This window comes from Acinetobacter endophylla, assembly GCF_053543775.1.
In genome coordinates this window covers 42,213-61,541 of record NZ_JBLVOM010000246.1, presented here as the reverse complement: position 1 = coordinate 61,541, position 19,329 = coordinate 42,213, and the positions used below count along the sequence as shown (strand labels likewise).

Sequence of the window (19,329 nt, the reverse complement as noted above, 5' to 3'; positions counted from 1 at the left end):
GTTTCTCCTCAGTTTAATGCCAATGCTATTCAGGATTATGCATTACGCTGGGAAATTGAAACCTTATTCAGTTGTCTCAAAGGACGCGGGTTTAATCTTGAAAATACGCGCTTGACAGACCCTAGACGAGTGAAAAAATTGATTGCGGTGTTAGCTATAAGCTTCTGTTGGTGTTACTTAACGGGTGAATGGCAACATGATCAAAAAAAAGCGATAAAAATAAAGAAGCATGGACGACTCTCAATGAGTTTATTTCGCTATGGTTTAGACTATGTTCAAATGGCGATTCAGCGTTTAATTGGTTTTGGGAAAAAAGAAGAGTTTAAGGAAATTTTGGCAATTTTAAGAAGGCAGAATCCTGATAGGATAAGGGTTCTGTGAAATTTGTCGTGTACAGAGAAAATATTTATAAGTGAGTTTCTTTATTTATGAACCCCCTCATGATCAAGTATGGTATCGATATTGGTACGCTATCTAAAATATTTAGATCGCATCTTGAAAATGAGGGCATTGTATTTGATCGTGAGAGTGACTTTCAGCTTGAACGAAGCTCTAAACGTATTTACCTCAGAACCAATCACCACAATGACGCCACAAAAAATATGAAAAAAACGGCCTGGTATCTTGTAGATCTAGATAACGCACGTATGTCTTATGGTTGGTTTCATGCTGGCGGTGCAAACTTCACTTACAGCTTGTATGAATACATTCAAGAAATGGATCTGCAACCTGGTGACACCGTATATACCAAGGAACAGCAAGAAGAAGATCTTAAACGCTTCTTAAACTCATGCAAAAGTGCTGAGAAGAACAAAAAAGACCAAGAGATATTGGCTCAAATCTATATGGGTTTTGAATGGGCCAGAAGCCTACCCTTGTCAAACCGTCCACACAACTACAATGTGAAAAAGCAGATTAGCTTCAGTCATGCTAGATTGTACAATCCAAGCAACTTCACTAAAAATGAGCTGATTGATTATGTCAGCCAGTACTACCCTCAACACAAGAACAACACCATTATTCTGAACCGTATTATTGATCTGCAACCAGATCTAGATCAACAGTCGCTACGCCAGAACAAGCTTTTAGTTGAGGGGCAAAACCTCAAAAATCAAATCATTTTCCTTCAGACCATCGCTGAACACAAAAACAAGCGTGGTGAAGATAAGTTTACATTACGTGGTGTACTTGCAAACGGCGCTTTCAAAATCTTATATAAAGATCCATTGGATGCATGGAACCAAGATCGGATAATCTTTTGTGAGGGCTACGCCACTGGTGAAGCAATTGCAGAATCAATTCAATACTCTATTCCAGTCATTGTTGTGTACGTGGCTGGCAACATCATGAATGTAGTACGTGATTTCCGTGCCGAATTCCCGTTTTCACGCTTCTATATTTTCAATGATAATGACCATAAAACAGCATTAGAAAGCAAAATAAAGCGCAATCCCGGTATCTATTACGCAACAGAAGCATGCCGAGCTGTAAACGCAGCCATGATTGGACCTGAATTTACTGAAGAACAGCTAGATCTAAGTGACTGGAACGATTTTAAATGTTTATACGGCGTTGATTACACGCGTGATGTTATACGTCATAAAATGCAAAATGCCGTGTGGACGACTGCAATTCAAAGCACGGTTAACCCGAACTACTCTATCAGTGCCCTATTCTTTGGCATCAAACAACAGTTGGATGATATAGGCCTCTATCCTGATAGCATGACCAAAAAGAATTGGTTTAGCTTGGTTTTACGCGCATACGCCTTACTGACTCAACAGGGATTTAGTCAGATCCACCCGATTGAGCTGGTCAAAGAACAATTTATTGAGATTCTTGGCCAGATTAGCAAGCAACCCCGTAAAGTCACTGGAGCTGAAGAACCAGAACTCCTTCAGGCCTACACAAAACTTGTAGAAATGATCGCACGTAATGATTCAACAACAGCACTGAATCAACAGATTATCACCGTGATTAACTTATACAAAAATGCAGATTATCCAATTGAAACATTAAAGGTTTGGCTCAAAGATATTTTGAGTAAATCGAACGATCCTGAATGGTCCGAAAACTTCATTAATAATATTTTTATTTCGATAATTTGAATGTCAAACATAGACCCCCAAAGGTAGCAAACTTTTGGGGTTTATTTTTCTCTAAACTTTCATTGAACTAGGTTTATCGATCTACTTAAGACAAATGTTTCCTGATCTAGTTCGGTTTAGTGTCTTACAACTAGGTTTATCGACCTATTTAAAACTAATTTGTCCTGAACCAGTTCGGTTTTGTGTCTTATGGATTGGGTTTCCATAAACTTTAACGTTGCCTGAGCCTGAAAGCTGTACTTGAGCTGAATTGATAGCTGTACAAAAGATATTGCCTGAACCAGATAGCGCCACTTCTAAATTGGTGCTTTTCAGTGGTAACGCATCAAAATTGCCTGATCCTTTCAAAGATAAGACACAGTGTTCAATGGTACCGTCTAAATCCATATTTCCAGATCCACTAATACTTGCGGTAAATTTATCTTCATTTAGATTTAAGATCTGGATATTGCCTGAACCTTTTAAATCAATAGCTTTTAAAGTTGGGTAAGTGATCGATACTTCTAACGGTGAACGAGTACTAAAACTCACATTGTCCTGAATAGCTAAAACCAATACACCACCCTGAAAAGTAGCACTAATAAGATCCACAATATTATCGTCTGCAGTAATTTCCATTTTAGAATCACTTGAAGCAAAAAACTTCAGACTCATTGGACCTTTCATACAGATTTCGTTAAATGGGCTTACAGGTACTTGCTTAGTCACTCGTTTTCCACTTCCAACGATTTGATGGTTTGAACCTGAACTGTATACATTGGCGTTGCCATTGATTACAACAGAACCCGAAAAAAACTGTTTTGACATATAAACCTCAAATTAATAAAAGTAATTTAACCCTAAATAAGTGGTCACTCATAACCTATTTATTGTCTGTAAATTATAACATTGAGGGCTTAAATCTTTTTTATTAAAATAATAAATTAAAACTTTTAATTTTTCTTTAAACCTTTATTAGACATAGCTTATATTAAAGATTAAACAGAAATGTTTTTAGAATCGGTATATACTAAAAGTATAAATTTTCTTAAGCATATGATTAATAGTCCTATGCAACCTGGGTAGCACATTGCACCTGAATATATATTAGAAATTGGAATTGTTATGGCTGAGAAAGTACCGAGCGCCCGACATAATTGTGATTTAAATACGATGTTTCAGTTTTTCCAAGAAGAACTGGAGCGAAACTACGGATTCGTATTCAAGTCATCTGGTAAATATCAATTCGTGACCGTATTTGATGAAAAAGTGCCTTGCCTCACCGAATCAGATAACCCTAGTAAATCAAGTAGCAACAATGTCAAACCACGAGGGATGTATTGGATCTATCCAAACATGAACCGTGATACTGGTGAATACTGGCCAGTGCTCAAAGGACACCGCTTTGGTGTAACTGACATTGAAATCTCAATTGCTTTTGCTGACCACTATAAGAACGTAATCAAGCCTCAACGAGATTCAAACCCTAACTACAAACCACCAAGCAAAGAAGATGTTGATCGCCGTGTACGTGAGTTTGAAGAAGCTCAAAAGAAGCATCTACTTCAACAAGAAAAAGAGCTCTTAGCTGCACAAATCGCTATCCGTATTGAGTGGCAACGTGCTGGTAAAGTTATTGACGATTCATTTTTTAATAATAAAACTGGAAGCATTCAGACCTTTAAACGCGACATTCGACAAATGCCGTATATGGTTGAAAAGAACCTAGAGCCATACGGCGCTAAAATCATGCGTAAAGATAACTTTACCCGTGATGAAGCCATTGAAGCAGTAAAGCGTGAACTTCCTGAATCAGCCACCAATCAACAGCTTCTCGTTGAAACAGTAGAGAATGTATTAGCGTATCAAAAGCATTTTATCAACTTTGAACCTGAGCTTGAGGGCGAAAAGAAAAAAGGCTTTGATTTACGTAAAAGCAGAGCTGTCATTCTTGCACCGTTAATTGACACCAATAACAAAGTCGTCAATTTACAGCGTATCACCCACCATCGCCAAAAAAAGCGCAACAAAGAAACCAACAAGCTTGAAGAAGTACTGCATAAGGGCAAGTACTTTTTTGATAAAGCCAAAACGAAAGATGCATTCTTGCCTGTTAGCAAAAATCCTGATGTTGGCTATGAAGTCTTTAACCCAAATGCAAAGAACTATTTGATCAAGGAGGGTTGGGCAACAGCGATCAGCGCACGTAAGGCGTTGGATGCTGGTTTAGAGCTTGGTTTATTGGGTGAGGGTTTTACTGCAGAAAACACACAAGTTTTAGCGTCATACAGTAAATCCAATATCTCAAGTGTTGCTGAGCTTATCCGCAGCATCAATCCTGAAGCCAATATATTTGTTGGTTATGATAACGATGCTGGCCAAACGCTTGAGTCTGGTTTGAATCCTGGCTTACAAGAAGCTTGTCACAACTTTTCATTAAGTGGTGTGTTAGGTGATGTGAGCAAACATGAAAATACACGTATCACCCTACCCCCAGTTTTCCAAAATAAATTATCTGTTTCTGATTGGGATGATGCTCGTCAATATTTAGGTGTTGAACGTTTAGCTGCAGAGTTGGCAAAAGAACTAAATAACGCCGTCAAACGTATAGACAACAAGATCCCTGAAGTTGCGTATGCAATTAACCGCTACAACCGTCAACGCGAAGCTTATGCAGCCAAGTTCCCTAATAAAGAATACCAACCGAATTACGGCATTGTGATTGCACAATCAGATGAAAAATATCTGGAATTGCAGAACATACGAGCTAAAAACCAAGCAAATATTGAAAATTACAACGCAAATATTGAAAAGCGTAAACAAGATCTATCAAAAGCTAACTATGATGGACCAGCTGGTACAGGTAGCACGAAATCCTATGCAAAACCAAAGTACCAACCGCCGTCATTTGATAAAGCATTTGATGATAAATCAACTCCAACCGCTACGGCACCTGTATCTTCGCCCGTCATGACTCTTGAGGGCATTAAGTCTTATATGGAGATCCTTTCTGAAATTGATGTCACCAAAGTTCAAAATGATGTTTTGAAAGTTGTAGCTACTGCAGATGGCCATCAAAAGATTAAAGCCGGTGATATTGAATTCGAGAAAATGGGTGCCAAAGAACCAACCACTAGCACAAACCCAAGTATGGATAGCATGCAAAATACCAAAGTACATATTGATGTATCCAAGGACATCAACAAAGATACAGTTAAATTGCAGAGTGTGGATCGTTCGACCATTCCCGAACAAAACCTTCAGCAAGGTATCGATCATCAAAGCTACGCTAAGTCAGCTATCTTTACCGCTTTTTGGCTTCATTCAGCAGAAATGTATAAAGCTAGAAAGTTAATTCATGAAGCTGGTATTAGTAATGCCGATGTTGAGGGTTCAATTGCTGTCGCTGAAGATAAGCTCAATAAAGCTCAGGAAGAAGTTTCTAAGAAGCGGTCGTATCCTGAACTTTTTGTGATTAGTGCGTCTGATAGCGAATACCGTGCGTCAATCATGAAAGTTTTATCTGATTTAGAGGCTGCACATCCAGAGTGGCAGAATCTCAAAACATTTAGAGAAAATCTTACTGATAGGACCATTGCATTTGATCAATTGAATCTGGATACATTGAAGATCAAAAACAAAGTAGTGCATTTGATTGTCAGTAATGTGACCAATGATCAAAACTATCTAAAGGTTCAAGAAAGCCTCACCACCCTTTTAGATACATCGAACAGCTTGTCTTTGGACCGTCAACAAAAGTTCAATCTTGTGAACAGTCTAAGTAAAACATTAAACAACATGGCCAAACTGTTAGATGAACCACCAGTCTTCCAAAGACTGAACGATTTCTTTACTCGTTTTGAAAAGCGTGTAGATGATCTCGTTCTAGGTGATGGTCTAAAGCTGTATGGTATAGAACCGCAGAATTTAAACAAAACTAACGAACGTGGACAGTCGTTCGATATGTAAAAGCAGATATGAAAAAGCCCCGAATATCGGGGCTTCTTTTTGAGTCAATGTTTTCAAGATTAGTGTGGCAATGTTGCCCTAAAATCCAGTGCAAAATCAGTTTCACCACGGAGTCGTCTGTGGCGTAGCTCAATATTGATTGGTTTATAAGTTGGATGGCTTGCGCTAAAAAATAGTGCCTTATCTATGGCATCACCGCTATACCAACCTTTATCCAAATTTTCTTGTGCTGCTTGAATGTAAATTTCTGCTACTCGCTTCCTGTCAGCCAAAATGTATTTCTCAATTTCAGCTTGGTCGGTTAAAAGCTCAATTGGTTCAAACTGAACTTTAGTGCCGTATCTGTTTTGGGTAGATTGATCATTTACTCGCAGAAAAATGGTTGCACCTATTTCTATATCTGATAGCACGGCATTTTTGACAAGTTGGGCTTGATAATTTTTTACACTACCGATCAGTTCAGCTTGAATATACTTTGTTCCAATTTTTAAGATACGAAACTGTCCAAATGCTGTCATTTTTTCTTGCTTATTTGACATCTCACACCAAGCCTAATGATTATCCTATGATAAATTTTAACATTAAGTCTTTATTATGAAATAAAAAATTACTCAGATTTGAAATTTTTAAATATTGCATTTCAAGGTTGAAAAATCTGCATTAATTGCATAATATTTAACTATTGCAAAATAAGGTTGAAAAACAAAATGGCTTCTGCACCAAACAATACTGAATCTACACTGGCAAGTTTTATTTGGAACAATGCGAATGATCTTTGGGGTGACTTTCCGCATACAGAGTTCGGTAAAATCATTTTGCCCTTTACGGTATTAAGACGTTTGGAATGTGTACTTGAACCAACTAAAGATGCTGTTCTCAATACTTATGAGCAATTTAAAGATCAAGGGATGGCGCTTGACGATATTCTTACTAACGTAAGCGGCAATCCGTTCTATAACAAATCGACTTATAACCTTTCCAATTTAGGCGGTACAAAAACTAAAGCCAACCTTGAAGATTACATTTCTAATTTTTCTGAAAACGTGCGTGTCATCTTTGAACAGTTTGATTTCAATACAACGATTAACAAGCTTTCTAAAGCGAATTTACTGCTACGCATTTGCAATAATTTCGCTGCCATCGACTTACATCCGAATGTTGTTCCTGACCGCACCATGAGTAATGTCTATGAACATTTAATCGCTAGATTTGGTGCAGAAGTCGGTACGGGGTCAGAGGACTTTATGACCCCGCGTGATATTGTACATTTGGCAGCGACTTTATTGCTTGAGCCTGATAATGAGCTGTTTGAACAAAAGAATGGTTTAATCAGAACTATCTATGATCAAACGTGCGGTACATCGGGCTTCCTAACCGACATGATGAACTATGTAGACGGTTTCAAAGACCGCTATAAAATTGCCCCTGTACTTGTACCCCACGGACAGGAATTGCAGCCTGAAACTCATGCGGTCGCATTGGGTTCAATGTTGCTCAAAAAACTGGAATCTGACCCAAGCCGTGATTTATCGCAAAATATTAAATTGGGCAGTACCCTCAGTAATGACTTATTTGTAGGGCAGCGTTTCCACTATCAATGTTCTAACCCGCCTTTCGGTATGTCATGGGCGAAGGATGCCAGTGCGGTTCAATTAGAGCATAAAGAAAAAGGCTTAAATGGTCGTTTTGGTGCGGGTTTGCCTAAAGCCAGTGACGGCTCAATGCTGTTTTTACAAAATCTAATTTCCAAACTAGAACTGCCTGAAAATGGTGGTGGTCGTGGTGCGATTGTGCTATCAGGTTCACCATTGTTTAACGGTGGTGCAGGCTCAGGCGAGTCAGAAATTAGACGCTTCATTTTAGAAAATGATTATCTCGAAGCAATTGTTGCATTACCGACTGATATTTTCTTCCGTACAGGTATTGGTACATATATTTGGCTGATTTCAAACCGTAAACCTGAACAGCGCAAAGGCAAAGTACAGCTCATTGATGCTACAGGCATGGGTTCATCTATGCGCAAGAATGAGGGCAACAAACGCAAGTTTATTGACCAAAATTCAATTGATGAAATTAGCCGTATTTATGCCGATTTTGAAGAAAGTTCGGTGAGTAAGATTTTTGACTATACCGATTTTGGCTATCGCAGAGTAAAAGTCTTGCGCCCTCTACGCATTGATCTTCAATTTGATGCGGAAAAACTGGAATCGTTTAAAGCATCGAAAGAGTTTGGCAAGTTATCAGACAGCGACCAAAACACGGTATCAGCTTATATTGAGCAGCATTTTGGTGACAGCAAAGACTATGCTTGGTTTGAGAATACATTCCTGAAAAAACTACCACTCAGCAAAGTCAGTAAGGGTTTAAAGAATGCCTTGATCGCTGCGTTTGGGGTGCAAAATCCTGATGCCGAAGCCGTTGAAATTAATGGTGAAGTGCAAATGGACAGTGAACTTACCGATTACGAGAACATCCCGCTAAATCAAGATATTGCTGCATATATGGCAAAAGAGGTACTTCCTCATGCGCCTGATGCAGTAATTGATACAAGTTATACCGATGCCAAAGATAATCAAGTTGGTGTAGTGGGTTATGAAATTAACTTTAACCGCTATTTCTATGTATTTGAGCATCCACGCCATCCGAATGAGATTATGGCTGAAATTAAAGAGCTTTCTGCCGAAGTTGCACAGTTGCTTGGGGAGGTTTAAAAATGGAATTTAAACAATACCCAAGTTATAAAAAAAGTGGTGTGGAATGGTTAGGTGATGTACCTGAGCATTGGGAATCTAATCGTTTAAAAAAATATTTGATTGAAAGAAATGAAAAAAACTCGCCAATAAAAACTGATAATTTATTATCAGTCACGATGTATCAAGGTGTTATTCCTGTATCAGAAAAGCAAGGTAATGGCGGTAATAAACCTAAAGAGAATTTAGAAAATTATAAAATCTCTTATCCTAATGACATTGTTCTTAATAGTATGAATGTCATTGTTGGTTCTGTTGGTCTTAATAAGTATACGGGGCTTATTAGTCCTGCTTATTACGCTCTATATAACAGGAATAAAAATAATAATATTAAATTCTTTAGCTACATTTTCCATAATCCATTTTTCCAAAAAGGTCTGTTTGGCTTGGGAAATGGCATCATGTATAAAGAATCAGAGGATGGCAAGCTCAATACTATTCGCTTAAAAATCCCAATGGAGAAACTAAACCAAGTAGTTCTCCCTTGTCCAAGTATAAGTGAACAAAACCAAATTGTTGCATTCCTCGACACTGAAACTGCACGAATTGACAACCTTGTTGCCAAGCAAGAAAAGTTAATTGAGCTTTTGGAAGAACAGCGTAAGTCGATTATTTCTCATGCTGTTACTAAAGGTTTAAACCCTAATGCACCGATGAAAGACAGTGGTGTGGAATGGTTGGGGGAAGTGCCTAATGATTGGAATTTTAGTAGATTAGATGCTGTATCAAAAATCGTTAGAGGTAATTCCGCATTTTCTAAAATGGATTTATTGGAAAGTGGTAAATATGTAGCACTACAATATGGAAAAACTTACAAAGTTAATGAGATAAATGAGAGCTTCGGCTCTTATGTGAATCAAGAGTTTTTTAAAAAATCTCAAATTACAGAATTTGGAGATATTATTCTTATTTCCACATCAGAAACATTAGAAGATTTAGGGCACTCGTGTTTTTATGCTCGACATGATGTTGGGTTAATTGGTGGAGAGCAATTCTTATTAAAACCTAAGAACCAAAATTTTGGTAAATATATTTATTATGCAACGAAAGCATTTTCTTCATATTTGCAGAGATATGCCACAGGTCTTAAAGTTTTTAGATTTAATTTAGATGATTTAAAAAAAATCTATATCCCTGATATATCTTTAGTTGAGCAACAGAAAATTGCAGAGTTTCTTGATAAAGAAACCGCAAGAATTGATATATCAGTTTTAAAACAAAAATCTTTAATCGAAAAACTGAAAGAATATCGTGCTTCGATTATCTCCCATGCTGTCACAGGCAAAATTGACGTAAGGGAGTTCGGCGCATGATTTCTTTAGCAAAATGTAAATTTCGCTTTACTTCAATAGCGACATTTGTCATTATTCTTTCCAACATACCTGCCATGCCTAGGTTCAAGTTCGCTTGTTCACGCACAAATCGGCAGGTTTTTTTTGCCTGAGAAATTGCCATGGTTCAATTTACTAAACAGGCAAAAAGCAACCAACAACACCTACAAACATGGCAAGACCGTGGCTTAATCATTCCTGATCTGACACGGGCTGATCGCTATTTAAGCTTTATTGGCTACTATCGCCTATCTGCTTATACCATTCCTTTTCAGCAAGCAGTCACAGCCAATTCAAACGTATTGCATCAATTCAAAGCCAATACCTCATTTGATGATGTACTCAACCTATATATCTTTGATCGAGAGCTAAGGCTCTTGGTCATGGATGCGATTGAACGTATCGAAGTCGCTATACGGGCACAAATTTGTAATGTACTGTGTGATCAATCGGGAGATGCCTTTTGGTACACCGATGAACAGCATTTTAGTCCGAACTATGCCCACATGCGTTTACTTGCCAGTATTGAACGGCAATTACTGGATGAAAAAAGCCGTTTAGAGCGTGATGAAAAAGCGATTGATAAACGTCCACTTTCGCAAGCTGATAAAGATGCTTTGAAAGACAGGGTTCGTAAAGAAAACTTCTTACGCCACTACTTATCTAAATATGACAGCCCGAAATTACCGCCATCATGGATGATGATCGAAATGCTGACATGGGGTGAACTGAGCCATCTCTATGTTGGGCTAAAATCCAATCCTGCAAAAAAACAAATTGCCCAGAATTTAGGGTTACATGCCGAAGTCTTAGAGTCGTGGCTGAAAAGTCTCAATGATGTGCGTAATCTATGTGCCCATCATAGTCGACTGTGGAATAAAGAACATGGTCGCAGCATCAAGATTCCAACGTCAAATGCGATTCAATGGCTGCACAACCCTGTCACCTTGAGTAATAGTGCAATCCGCTATGAGAAGCGCAGCTACATGCTTTTGGTGGCAATGCAAACCCTACTTTACAAGATCAGCCCAAATTCAACATGGGCAAAACGACTCAAAGACTTAATCGAGCAGTATCCATCACTATCCAAAGCCAACATGGGAATGCCTGAGTTATGGCATCAAGACCCGTTTTGGCAACACGCATTACAACAAAATGAAGAATAAGGGGAATCACATGAATATATTGGCAGACAAAGCCCATTTTGAGAGCCACTTAGAAGCCTATATTGTGCAAAAACTGCAAGCGCAAGGTTGGGTAGTTGGGCAAAGTAAAAATTATCATACCGAATATGCACTCTATCCCGAAGATTTACTTACATGGATTCAAGCAACACAGCCTGAAAAGTGGGAAAAACTGCAAGCACTGAATGGTAGTAATACCGAAAAACGCATCATCGACCGCTTGGATGATGAACTGAATAAGAAAGGCACAATCCATATCTTTCGGAATGGCTTTAGCATGGCGGGCGCAGGCACAATCGACCTCAGTGAAAGCGCACCCGAAGATGGACGCAATCAAGCCGTCATTGACCGCTATAACGCCAATATTCTACGTGTTGTCCCACAACTCAAATATCATCCATCCAAAGATGCAGGCATTTTAGACCTCGTATTTTTTATTAATGGCTTGCCAATGGCAACGGTGGAAATTAAGACCGAGTTTAACCAGTCTTTAGAAGATGCCATTGAGCAGTATAAAAATGACCGTAAGCCGATAGACCCTAAAACAAGACGTAAAGAGCCATTGCTGACACCTAAGCGTGGTGCAATTGTGCATTTTGCTTTGTCTGAATCTGAAATTGCCATGACCACGGCTTTAGATGGTGAAAGCACCTATTTCTTGCCGTTTAATAAAGGTAATCAGGGACATGCAGGCAACCCCCCTGCGGATTCAGCCAAAGGTGAAGATTATCCAGTGGCGTATTTTTGGGATTATGTCTGCCAACGTGATAATTGGCTGAAAATTTTCCATAATTTTGTCTATGTAGAAAAGAAAAACAAAGTCGATCTATATGGTAATTGGACGGTACAGGAACGTCTGATCTTCCCGCGTTATCATCAGTTTGATGCGGTGAATAAAATCATTGCCGATGTGCAAGAAAAAGGCGTAGGACTGAATTATCTGTGTGAACACAGTGCAGGCTCAGGCAAAACATCGACAATCTCTTGGGTGTGTCATTCACTGGTGCGTTTGCGTCACAATGACGGTACACCGTTTTATAACTCCGTCATTGTGGTGACAGACAGAACGGTACTGGATGACCAGTTACAGGAAGCGATTCAACAATTAGATCATCAGAAAGGCTTAATTGCTGCAATTAACCGTGATGACAAAGAACATGCAGGCAAATCGAAAAGTAAACAGCTTGAAGATGCACTATTGTCCAATAAACAGATCATTATTGTGACCATTCAGACTTTCCCGCATGTGATGGAAGCGATTCTGACCAATACCAGTTTAAGCGACCGTAACTACGGTATTGTGATTGATGAAGCACATACCTCGCAAACAGGCTCAACAGCATCTAAACTGCAAGCGACATTGGCATTGCAGTCGGGTGAAGCAATGGCTAACCTGACTGTTGAGGAATTGCTTGAGCAGATTCAAAAAGCGCGTGTACAGTCCAAAAACATCAGTCACTTTGCCTTTACTGCAACACCAAAACACTCGACTAAAATGCTGTTTGGGCGCACTAAAAATGGTGAGCCTGCCAGTGATGATAACTTGCCTGAATCCTTCCATCTATATCCGCAACGTCAAGCCATTGAAGAAGGCTTTATTTTAGATGTACTGCAAGGCTACGTGCCTTATAAAACAGCTTTTAAACTTGGCGGTGAAGCTGTTGATGATGATAAACGGGTCAATTCTAAAGCAGCCAAGAAAGCCTTAGCCCGTTGGATGGCTTTACACGCGACCAATGTCACGCAAAAGGTGCAGTTTATTATTCAACACTTTCACCACAATGTTGCCAATTTGCTTAATGGTCAAGCCAAAGCCATGATTGTGACCAGTTCACGCCCTGCGGCAGCACGATATAAAATTGCCTTGGAAAAATATATTGAAGATAACCCTGAATACAGTGCTTACCGTGTCTTGGTGGCATTTTCGGGTAAGCTCACTGGCAAACAGATTAGCCATGAAGCAGATGGTGATAACGAAAACGGGGCGCTATTTCAAGTTGGTGAAGATGCTGAATTTACCGAAGCCAATATGAATGCCGATGTACCTAATTCTGATTTACGCATCGCATTTGACCGCCCTGAATATCGTTTAATGGTAGTGGCGAATAAATTCCAAACAGGTTTTGACCAACCCAAACTCTGCGCCATGTATCTTGATAAAGTCATTGCCAATGAAGTTGAAGTGGTACAAACCTTGTCACGCTTAAACCGTACCACCACAGGCAAAGATCAAACTTTTGTAATTGACTTTGTAAATGACCCTGAATGGATTTTAAAGTGCTTCAAGAAGTACGACAACGGGGCAAAAATGGTGGATGTACAAGACCCGAATGTGGTTTATACCATCAAAGATAATATTGAAGAACTTGATCTGATTACCGAAGATGATTTGGAGGAGTTTAAAGCAGCTCGTTTTAAAACTATCCGCGATATTAGTAATCATGATTTCAAAGAAACCACACATCCCGACCTGTTTAAAGCAACCGATCGTGTCGCCCGCCTGTTTAACCAAAAACTGAAAATGCTCAAACAGGCGATTCAGCTACAGGAAACCGTATTTGATCAAGCCAAAGCAGACGGCAATGATGAAGGCGCAGAAAAAGCGGAATTTGAGCGCAAGCAGTTAGACGTAGAATTACAAACCTTGATGCGCTTTAAGGGCAATTTGGATAAGTTTGGCCGTATTTATTCCTATGTGGCACAGCTTATTGACTTTGGCGATCCTGAACTTGAAAACTTCTCGGCATTTACCAAGCTCTTATCCAAACGATTAAATGGTATGTCTGCTAAAGAAATTGATATTTCAGGCTTGGTACTGACTGGCTTTGGCATCTTTAAAAAGAAACTTAAAACCGATGATACCGATCATCCCGAAGCGGATGAACCTCAATCATTAGCCCCCATCCAAGGCACAGCGAACGGTGACTTACAGCCAAACAAAATGACTTATCTCAAAGAAGTGATCGAGCTGATTGCACAGACCTTTGGGGATATTTCTACCCGTGAAGAACAGGTAGTGTACATCAATCATTTAGTAACCATTCTACGAAATAACGATGTAGTTATGGCTCAGATTGAAAATAATCCTGAATCCACAGCCTTGCAAGGTAATTTGCCATCGGCAACGAAAGGCGCAATTATTCAAGCACTGACCTCACATCAAGACTTATCAGCATTGTTGCTCAAGACCGATGCACAAGCGATGCAGAATGTGATCAAGGTGCTGTATAAATTGCTTAAAGATGGTGAAACCATTGATGTGCATCGTCTAACATAACGGAGTATTGGAATGATTGATATTCTGCAACTGGAAGGTGTACAGCCGATAGATTACCGTAATGAAGATGGCTGTATTATGATTACCGTACAGTCAAGCGGTGAGCATTTGGAAACATGCCCTGAATGCGGTGGACGCTTATATAAGCACGGCCAGCGTATCAATCATTTTGCTGATACCCCCTTGCAGATGCAACCTGTAAAAATTGAGGTGATACGAACACGCTATCGCTGTTCTGAATGCAAAAGCATGATTACCCCTCAACTCAGCTTCTTAGATGAAAAACGCAGAGCGACCCATCGGCTGATTCAGCAAGTACGCAAGCGTTGCTTAGATCGAACTTTTACACAGCTTGCCGAAGATACGGGTGTAGTCGTGAACACCATTAAAAATATTACGCTCGATTTCGTGGAGGAATTAGAACGAGATATTAAGTTTGAAACTCCAACGATTATGGGTATTGATGAACTTAAATTGATGGGAACATATCGCTGTATCATCACCAACCTTGCTATGAACAGCTTATATGATATGTTGCCTGAAAGAACTCAAGATACATTGATACCATACTTCGCCAAACTGCCTGATGCAGAAAAAGTAGAATGGATTTGTAGTGATATGTGGCGACCCTTCAAAAAGTCATTCCGTCTGCACCTACCAAATGCCAAGTTGGTTATTGATAAGTTTCATGTAGTGAGAATGGCAAGTGAAGCTTTAGACACTGAACGTAAAGCTTTACAAAATAGTTTGGATCGTGATGCCCGACTGAATATGAAAAAACATTTACGGTGGATACTGCTTAGACGACCAAATTCATTGACCGAAGATCAACAAAGAATTTTAGGAAATTTAGAAAAATGGCATCCTGAGTTTAAGGAAGCTTATGACCTCAAAGAGCAGTTTTATAATATTTATGAAGCAACAACCAAAGACGATGCCATACAAAGGTTTCATGAATGGGAAAGCAGTATTCCCAAATATTTAAAGTCTTTCCGTGACGTTGCTAAAACTGTGAATAATCACTTTGAGGATATATTCACCTATTGGGATGCGCCAATAAGAATTACCAATGCTTATACTGAGGGGCATAATGGTATTACAAGGGTCGCAAATCGAATGGGACGAGGATATACCTTTGAGGTGCTTCGAGCAAAAATGTTATATAACAAAGTGGCTCGATCTATTTCAACTTTAAAGACTCCTTCATCTTCATTAAAATCAACCGAAGGTTATGAGGGTTTAACTGCATTTCCAACCAAGCAAGAGAATAATAAGTTGGAATATGGCGCTTATATTCCAACCTTGGTTGAATTGTATGGCGGTGATGAATATTTAGATGAAGAACTAATTTCAACCATATAAGGACTAATTTTCATCAAAATTTTATTAATAAAATAGTACCCCGTTAAAACATAAAAAACCGCACTAAAGTACTGGTGCATATTAATCAGTAAACACCACCAGATAATAGCCCAAAGAATCGCTACAAAAGTAAGGTAAAGGTAGAAAGCTTTATTTAGTTGCATGTTCATCATCTTTGTTCGGCATAACATTACCTTTTAAAAATCTACAATTGATCTAGTTCCCTTAGGAAAAAAACCACTAATTGCTTAGTGGTTCGTTCTGATCTGGTGATTAATTGGATTCCGTGGATATGACAATAGATGTCATATAAAACCTTCTTTGAACTGTCGCCCTTCCAGCGACTCTAAGTGCATTTCAAGGAAATCTATTGCCACTTCTGAGTAATTTGCGTTGGCTGAACAATTCACCAACTTTTCATCACAAAGACATTTTCCCAAATTTGCCAACTGAGTAACCAACTCATTTCGTACAGAAGCCAAGCTGAGAGCTTCAATCTGAGCTTGCAGTTCTTCACTGAAAAACTGCAGTTCCATACGATTACCACATTGTTGTTGCAGTAGATATTTATTTAATACCGCTACGGCTTTAGCGGTATTTAATTCACCGTTCATCAATATTACTTATTGTGACGGTACTGGCTTGGATAAACAGGGTTTGGATCAGCCCATAAACCAAGGCGTTGAGAACGTGCGTTGCTTTCAGCACTCAAAATAATTTTATCTTTGAGATATTCACGATAAGCCCATGCATAGCCATCTTTAACTTGCTTATAGTTAACACTATTCACGATGTTTAAGTTGGGCACTTGGTTTGTACGCATCTGAAAAATGGTACCAAGAGTACGACCGTAGCGGTCCTTACTATTTTCTTGCACATACACAATCGTTTCATGCAAGAAACTGATGTTCTGACGCGATTTCTGACCAAAAGCTTGACTTTTTTCTGGTGCATCAATCTGGTTGAAGCGAACACGGATCTGCTCATTGTTGTTGTTTAAAACGGTGATAGTGTCGCCGTCAGAAATACGTACAACTTTGCCAACAAAATCGGCTTGAGCTGCAGTAGCAACAACAGACATGGATAAGGTTAAAGCTAAACTTTTTAAAGTTGTATTAAGGTTCATTTTGAATCCTTAGTGGGTAAAGAATAGGTAAATTATATCGCATTACGTAACTGCAATTTTTTTCTTAAAAAATATATTCAGCTGATTAGTTAGGATTTATCCCCTTTCTCTCAAGCCATTTTTTCCATTGAAGTGCATACGCAACTAAACCAGGTTGTTTCGCCGTGCCATTGCGATATATCGCATTAAAAGATGGCGTCCATGAGTGGTAAGCAGCTGCTCTAACCCAAAAATCGGTTGACGGTTTTGTGGTTAATCGATTTCGCAAGATCTTGGCTGCAAGTCGCGCATTCAGACATCCATCAGTACGCACATAATGGCTGTTATAATTTTCAAACATACCGCCACGTTTAAAGTGTATGGTATTGATTTGGAATTGCCCCATATCCAATGAAAGGTTTTTGTTTTGCACTGTTTGTCCATTGGTACCACGCTCTTTGCTATGTATACCCAATAAAACATACAGCGGAACACCTTCTGACCGCGCAGCATGAATAACACAACTCAAAGTAGCGACTCTACCCGGTACGGTTTGATCGTAAGATGCACTCGCTTGATTGTATTGCGTAGTTGGATAGGTATAAGTAACAGGACGGATATTCTGGCGAACGGGTTGTTGTTGTGGTGCTGGTGCTTGCTGGCCACTAGGTTGTGGTCCATTTTGTGCAACTGCCGTGCGCTCAGTGCTAGTCGAAGTTTCTTCAGTTTTTTTCGGTGTGTACTTCACGCCCAAGTAACGACTCGTAAAGCCTCTTTGCTTTGCTGGCGCCGTTTCTTGCTGAGTGTTGGTCATGACCTGAAATGGTCGATATGGTGTACTTGATCCATTAGAATTGACATGGTTTGCATATGAACCTAGAGCCTCAGAACTTTGAGGCAATTGAGCATAAGCAACGCTTGATCCTAATAGAGTCGCAAATAGCGTTGGTTTTAACAGCATATTAATCAGCACCTTTATCGTTGTTGTTGAAATTGTCGATTAGGTGCTGTTTACGGTCAGCTAACTTATTCAGTGTTTCAACTGGCAATGGGTTTTTGCCGTCATACCACGATAAGCTATATTTTTTTGGCGCATAGCGGAACCATGCCAAGAATGGCGAATTCGGTAAGAATAAAAGACCAGTACGGACTTGCCATGCACGATAAGCTGAATTGATGCTAACCATGTATAGATAAAACACCAATAATACACCTGGTACAACAAGCATTGGATATAGCGCTTTAAAGAACATATAAACTACGTACAAGCCTGTAAACATAGATAATGCTAAATACAAATAAGAAGAAAACTGATGGTTTTTAATAAGCTTGTCTATTTCATCATTACTCATTGAAGCTAAACGTTCTTGCCCTCTTGGGTAGTGAGTATTAGCAATGAGTTTTTTCAGTTGTTTAAAATTGTTAGGTGCGACAATTTCATATTCACATAAAGGGTGTGCACATACCCAATTCACGTTGCCTTTATAAGAACGTGGAATCCTGTTGTCATGCATTAAAATCGATTTACCGCATTCGGGGCATGTTGGCGACAGCATTGATCTAATATTAGATAAATGCGGTAAAAACCCTTTTCTAGCTGAACTCCAGTGGCTTTTACGCCCGAAATCAAAAAAGACTCGCTTTAAAATACCTGATTTACGGGGTTGATTAGCTTCAATTGCCTGTTTAATGGCAGCTTCATCTAAAACCTCATTGGTAATATTTACCTTTTGTGTAGCTCTATCAGAACTATTTTTATCTGAAGACATACTTTTACCTACGGACTTTTATTATGTAGAATACGTTATTATATTAAAGGATTTTCAACGTGTCTAAAACCCTTTTTAACTTCGCAACGGTTATTTTAATTTCCACCCTTTTAAGTGCCTGTAATAACTCTAATACTCCAAATGAACAAGATCCATTAAAAGGTCAAGAAAAGAAGTTTTTAGACGAATCCGCAACGAGTGAATCAAAAGAACTTGTGTTTTATGACTTGGTAGATCCTAAGAAAAAAGACCAACCTATAAAGGCTGAAGAAGCAAGTGCTTCCGAGCCTGAAGCCCAAGAACAACAACCTGAAAAGGCCTTATCTCCTGAGATTCTTGAAGCGATTCGTGAAAATACAGAACGACAAGAAAAAAAGGAAAATGCACTCAGAACAATAGCTGAAGCTAAGCGTATTGAAGAATTATTAGTAGGTAAAGATCGCAGTAGTGATGATGGTTATACCTATAACAGTGATGAATAATTGATATATCAAT

Annotated in this window: 15 protein-coding genes; 9 read left to right on the top strand and 6 right to left on the bottom strand. The window is 39.0% G+C overall.

All coding sequences use genetic code 11. The features are described 5' to 3' along the window. A partial coding sequence (locus tag ACNPNW_RS12560) for a transposase (RefSeq protein WP_003281209.1) occupies positions 1-381 on the top strand: 381 nt, incomplete at its 5' end. Positions 382-440: 59 nt separating this feature from the next. Further along, positions 441-2,108, top strand: coding sequence for a primase/helicase family protein (locus ACNPNW_RS12555; RefSeq protein ID WP_252099416.1), 1,668 nt, complete (start codon positions 441-443; stop codon positions 2,106-2,108). A 144-nt stretch (positions 2,109-2,252) separates the two neighbouring features. Here the strand turns inward: ACNPNW_RS12555 and ACNPNW_RS12550 are convergent, their stop codons facing one another. Then, on the bottom strand, positions 2,253-2,915 hold the full coding sequence (locus ACNPNW_RS12550; protein WP_044112290.1) for a head GIN domain-containing protein: 663 nt from the start codon (positions 2,913-2,915) through the stop codon (positions 2,253-2,255). A gap of 297 nt (positions 2,916-3,212) precedes the next feature. Here ACNPNW_RS12550 and ACNPNW_RS12545 point away from each other — a divergent pair, with 297 nt between their 5' ends. Then, positions 3,213-6,056 (top strand): primase/helicase family protein, encoded by a 2,844-nt coding sequence (locus ACNPNW_RS12545; RefSeq protein WP_098733204.1) that lies wholly within the window; start codon positions 3,213-3,215, stop codon positions 6,054-6,056. Between the two features lie 59 nt (positions 6,057-6,115). Here ACNPNW_RS12545 and ACNPNW_RS12540 read toward each other — a convergent pair whose 3' ends face one another. Then, positions 6,116-6,595 carry a hypothetical protein gene (locus ACNPNW_RS12540; protein ID WP_228269669.1) on the bottom strand — a complete coding sequence of 160 codons (480 nt, stop codon included), beginning with the start codon at positions 6,593-6,595 and terminating at the stop codon, positions 6,116-6,118. A gap of 168 nt (positions 6,596-6,763) precedes the next feature. Between ACNPNW_RS12540 and ACNPNW_RS12535 the strand changes: the two genes are divergently transcribed. The 5 genes from ACNPNW_RS12535 (at position 6,764) to ACNPNW_RS12515 (ending at position 15,960) form a co-directional block, all read left to right on the top strand. Then, entirely contained in the window at positions 6,764-8,767 is a 2,004-nt protein-coding gene (locus ACNPNW_RS12535) for a type I restriction-modification system subunit M (RefSeq protein ID WP_047471625.1), read from the top strand. Positions 8,768-8,769: 2 nt separating this feature from the next. Further along, positions 8,770-10,119, top strand: coding sequence for a restriction endonuclease subunit S (locus ACNPNW_RS12530; protein ID WP_047471629.1), 1,350 nt, complete (start codon positions 8,770-8,772; stop codon positions 10,117-10,119). 140 nt (positions 10,120-10,259) lie between these two features. After that, entirely contained in the window at positions 10,260-11,303 is a 1,044-nt protein-coding gene (locus ACNPNW_RS12525; RefSeq protein WP_047471632.1) for an Abi family protein, read from the top strand. A gap of 10 nt (positions 11,304-11,313) precedes the next feature. Then, on the top strand, positions 11,314-14,598 hold the full coding sequence (locus ACNPNW_RS12520; RefSeq protein WP_047471635.1) for a type I restriction endonuclease subunit R: 3,285 nt from the start codon (positions 11,314-11,316) through the stop codon (positions 14,596-14,598). A gap of 12 nt (positions 14,599-14,610) precedes the next feature. Next, positions 14,611-15,960, top strand: coding sequence for an ISL3 family transposase (locus ACNPNW_RS12515; protein WP_047471638.1), 1,350 nt, complete (start codon positions 14,611-14,613; stop codon positions 15,958-15,960). Positions 15,961-16,265: 305 nt separating this feature from the next. Here the strand turns inward: ACNPNW_RS12515 and ACNPNW_RS12510 are convergent, their stop codons facing one another. From ACNPNW_RS12510 to ACNPNW_RS12495, 4 genes are all read right to left on the bottom strand, one after another. Beyond that, the gene (locus tag ACNPNW_RS12510; RefSeq protein WP_005006143.1) at positions 16,266-16,574 is read right to left on the bottom strand and encodes a hypothetical protein; all 309 of its coding nucleotides are present in this window, start codon (positions 16,572-16,574) and stop codon (positions 16,266-16,268) included. A 5-nt stretch (positions 16,575-16,579) separates the two neighbouring features. After that, on the bottom strand, positions 16,580-17,086 hold the full coding sequence (locus ACNPNW_RS12505) for a thermonuclease family protein (protein WP_005006141.1): 507 nt from the start codon (positions 17,084-17,086) through the stop codon (positions 16,580-16,582). Positions 17,087-17,171: 85 nt separating this feature from the next. Beyond that, the gene (locus ACNPNW_RS12500) at positions 17,172-17,879 is read right to left on the bottom strand and encodes a transglycosylase SLT domain-containing protein (RefSeq protein ID WP_448767007.1); all 708 of its coding nucleotides are present in this window, start codon (positions 17,877-17,879) and stop codon (positions 17,172-17,174) included. 148 nt (positions 17,880-18,027) lie between these two features. After that, complete coding sequence (locus tag ACNPNW_RS12495; protein WP_448767006.1) at positions 18,028-18,834, bottom strand: hypothetical protein; 807 nt, start codon at positions 18,832-18,834, stop codon at positions 18,028-18,030. Positions 18,835-18,893: 59 nt separating this feature from the next. Here ACNPNW_RS12495 and ACNPNW_RS12490 point away from each other — a divergent pair, with 59 nt between their 5' ends. Next, the gene (locus tag ACNPNW_RS12490) at positions 18,894-19,316 is read left to right on the top strand and encodes a hypothetical protein (protein ID WP_024160731.1); all 423 of its coding nucleotides are present in this window, start codon (positions 18,894-18,896) and stop codon (positions 19,314-19,316) included. The last annotated feature ends 13 nt before the right edge of the window (positions 19,317-19,329 follow it).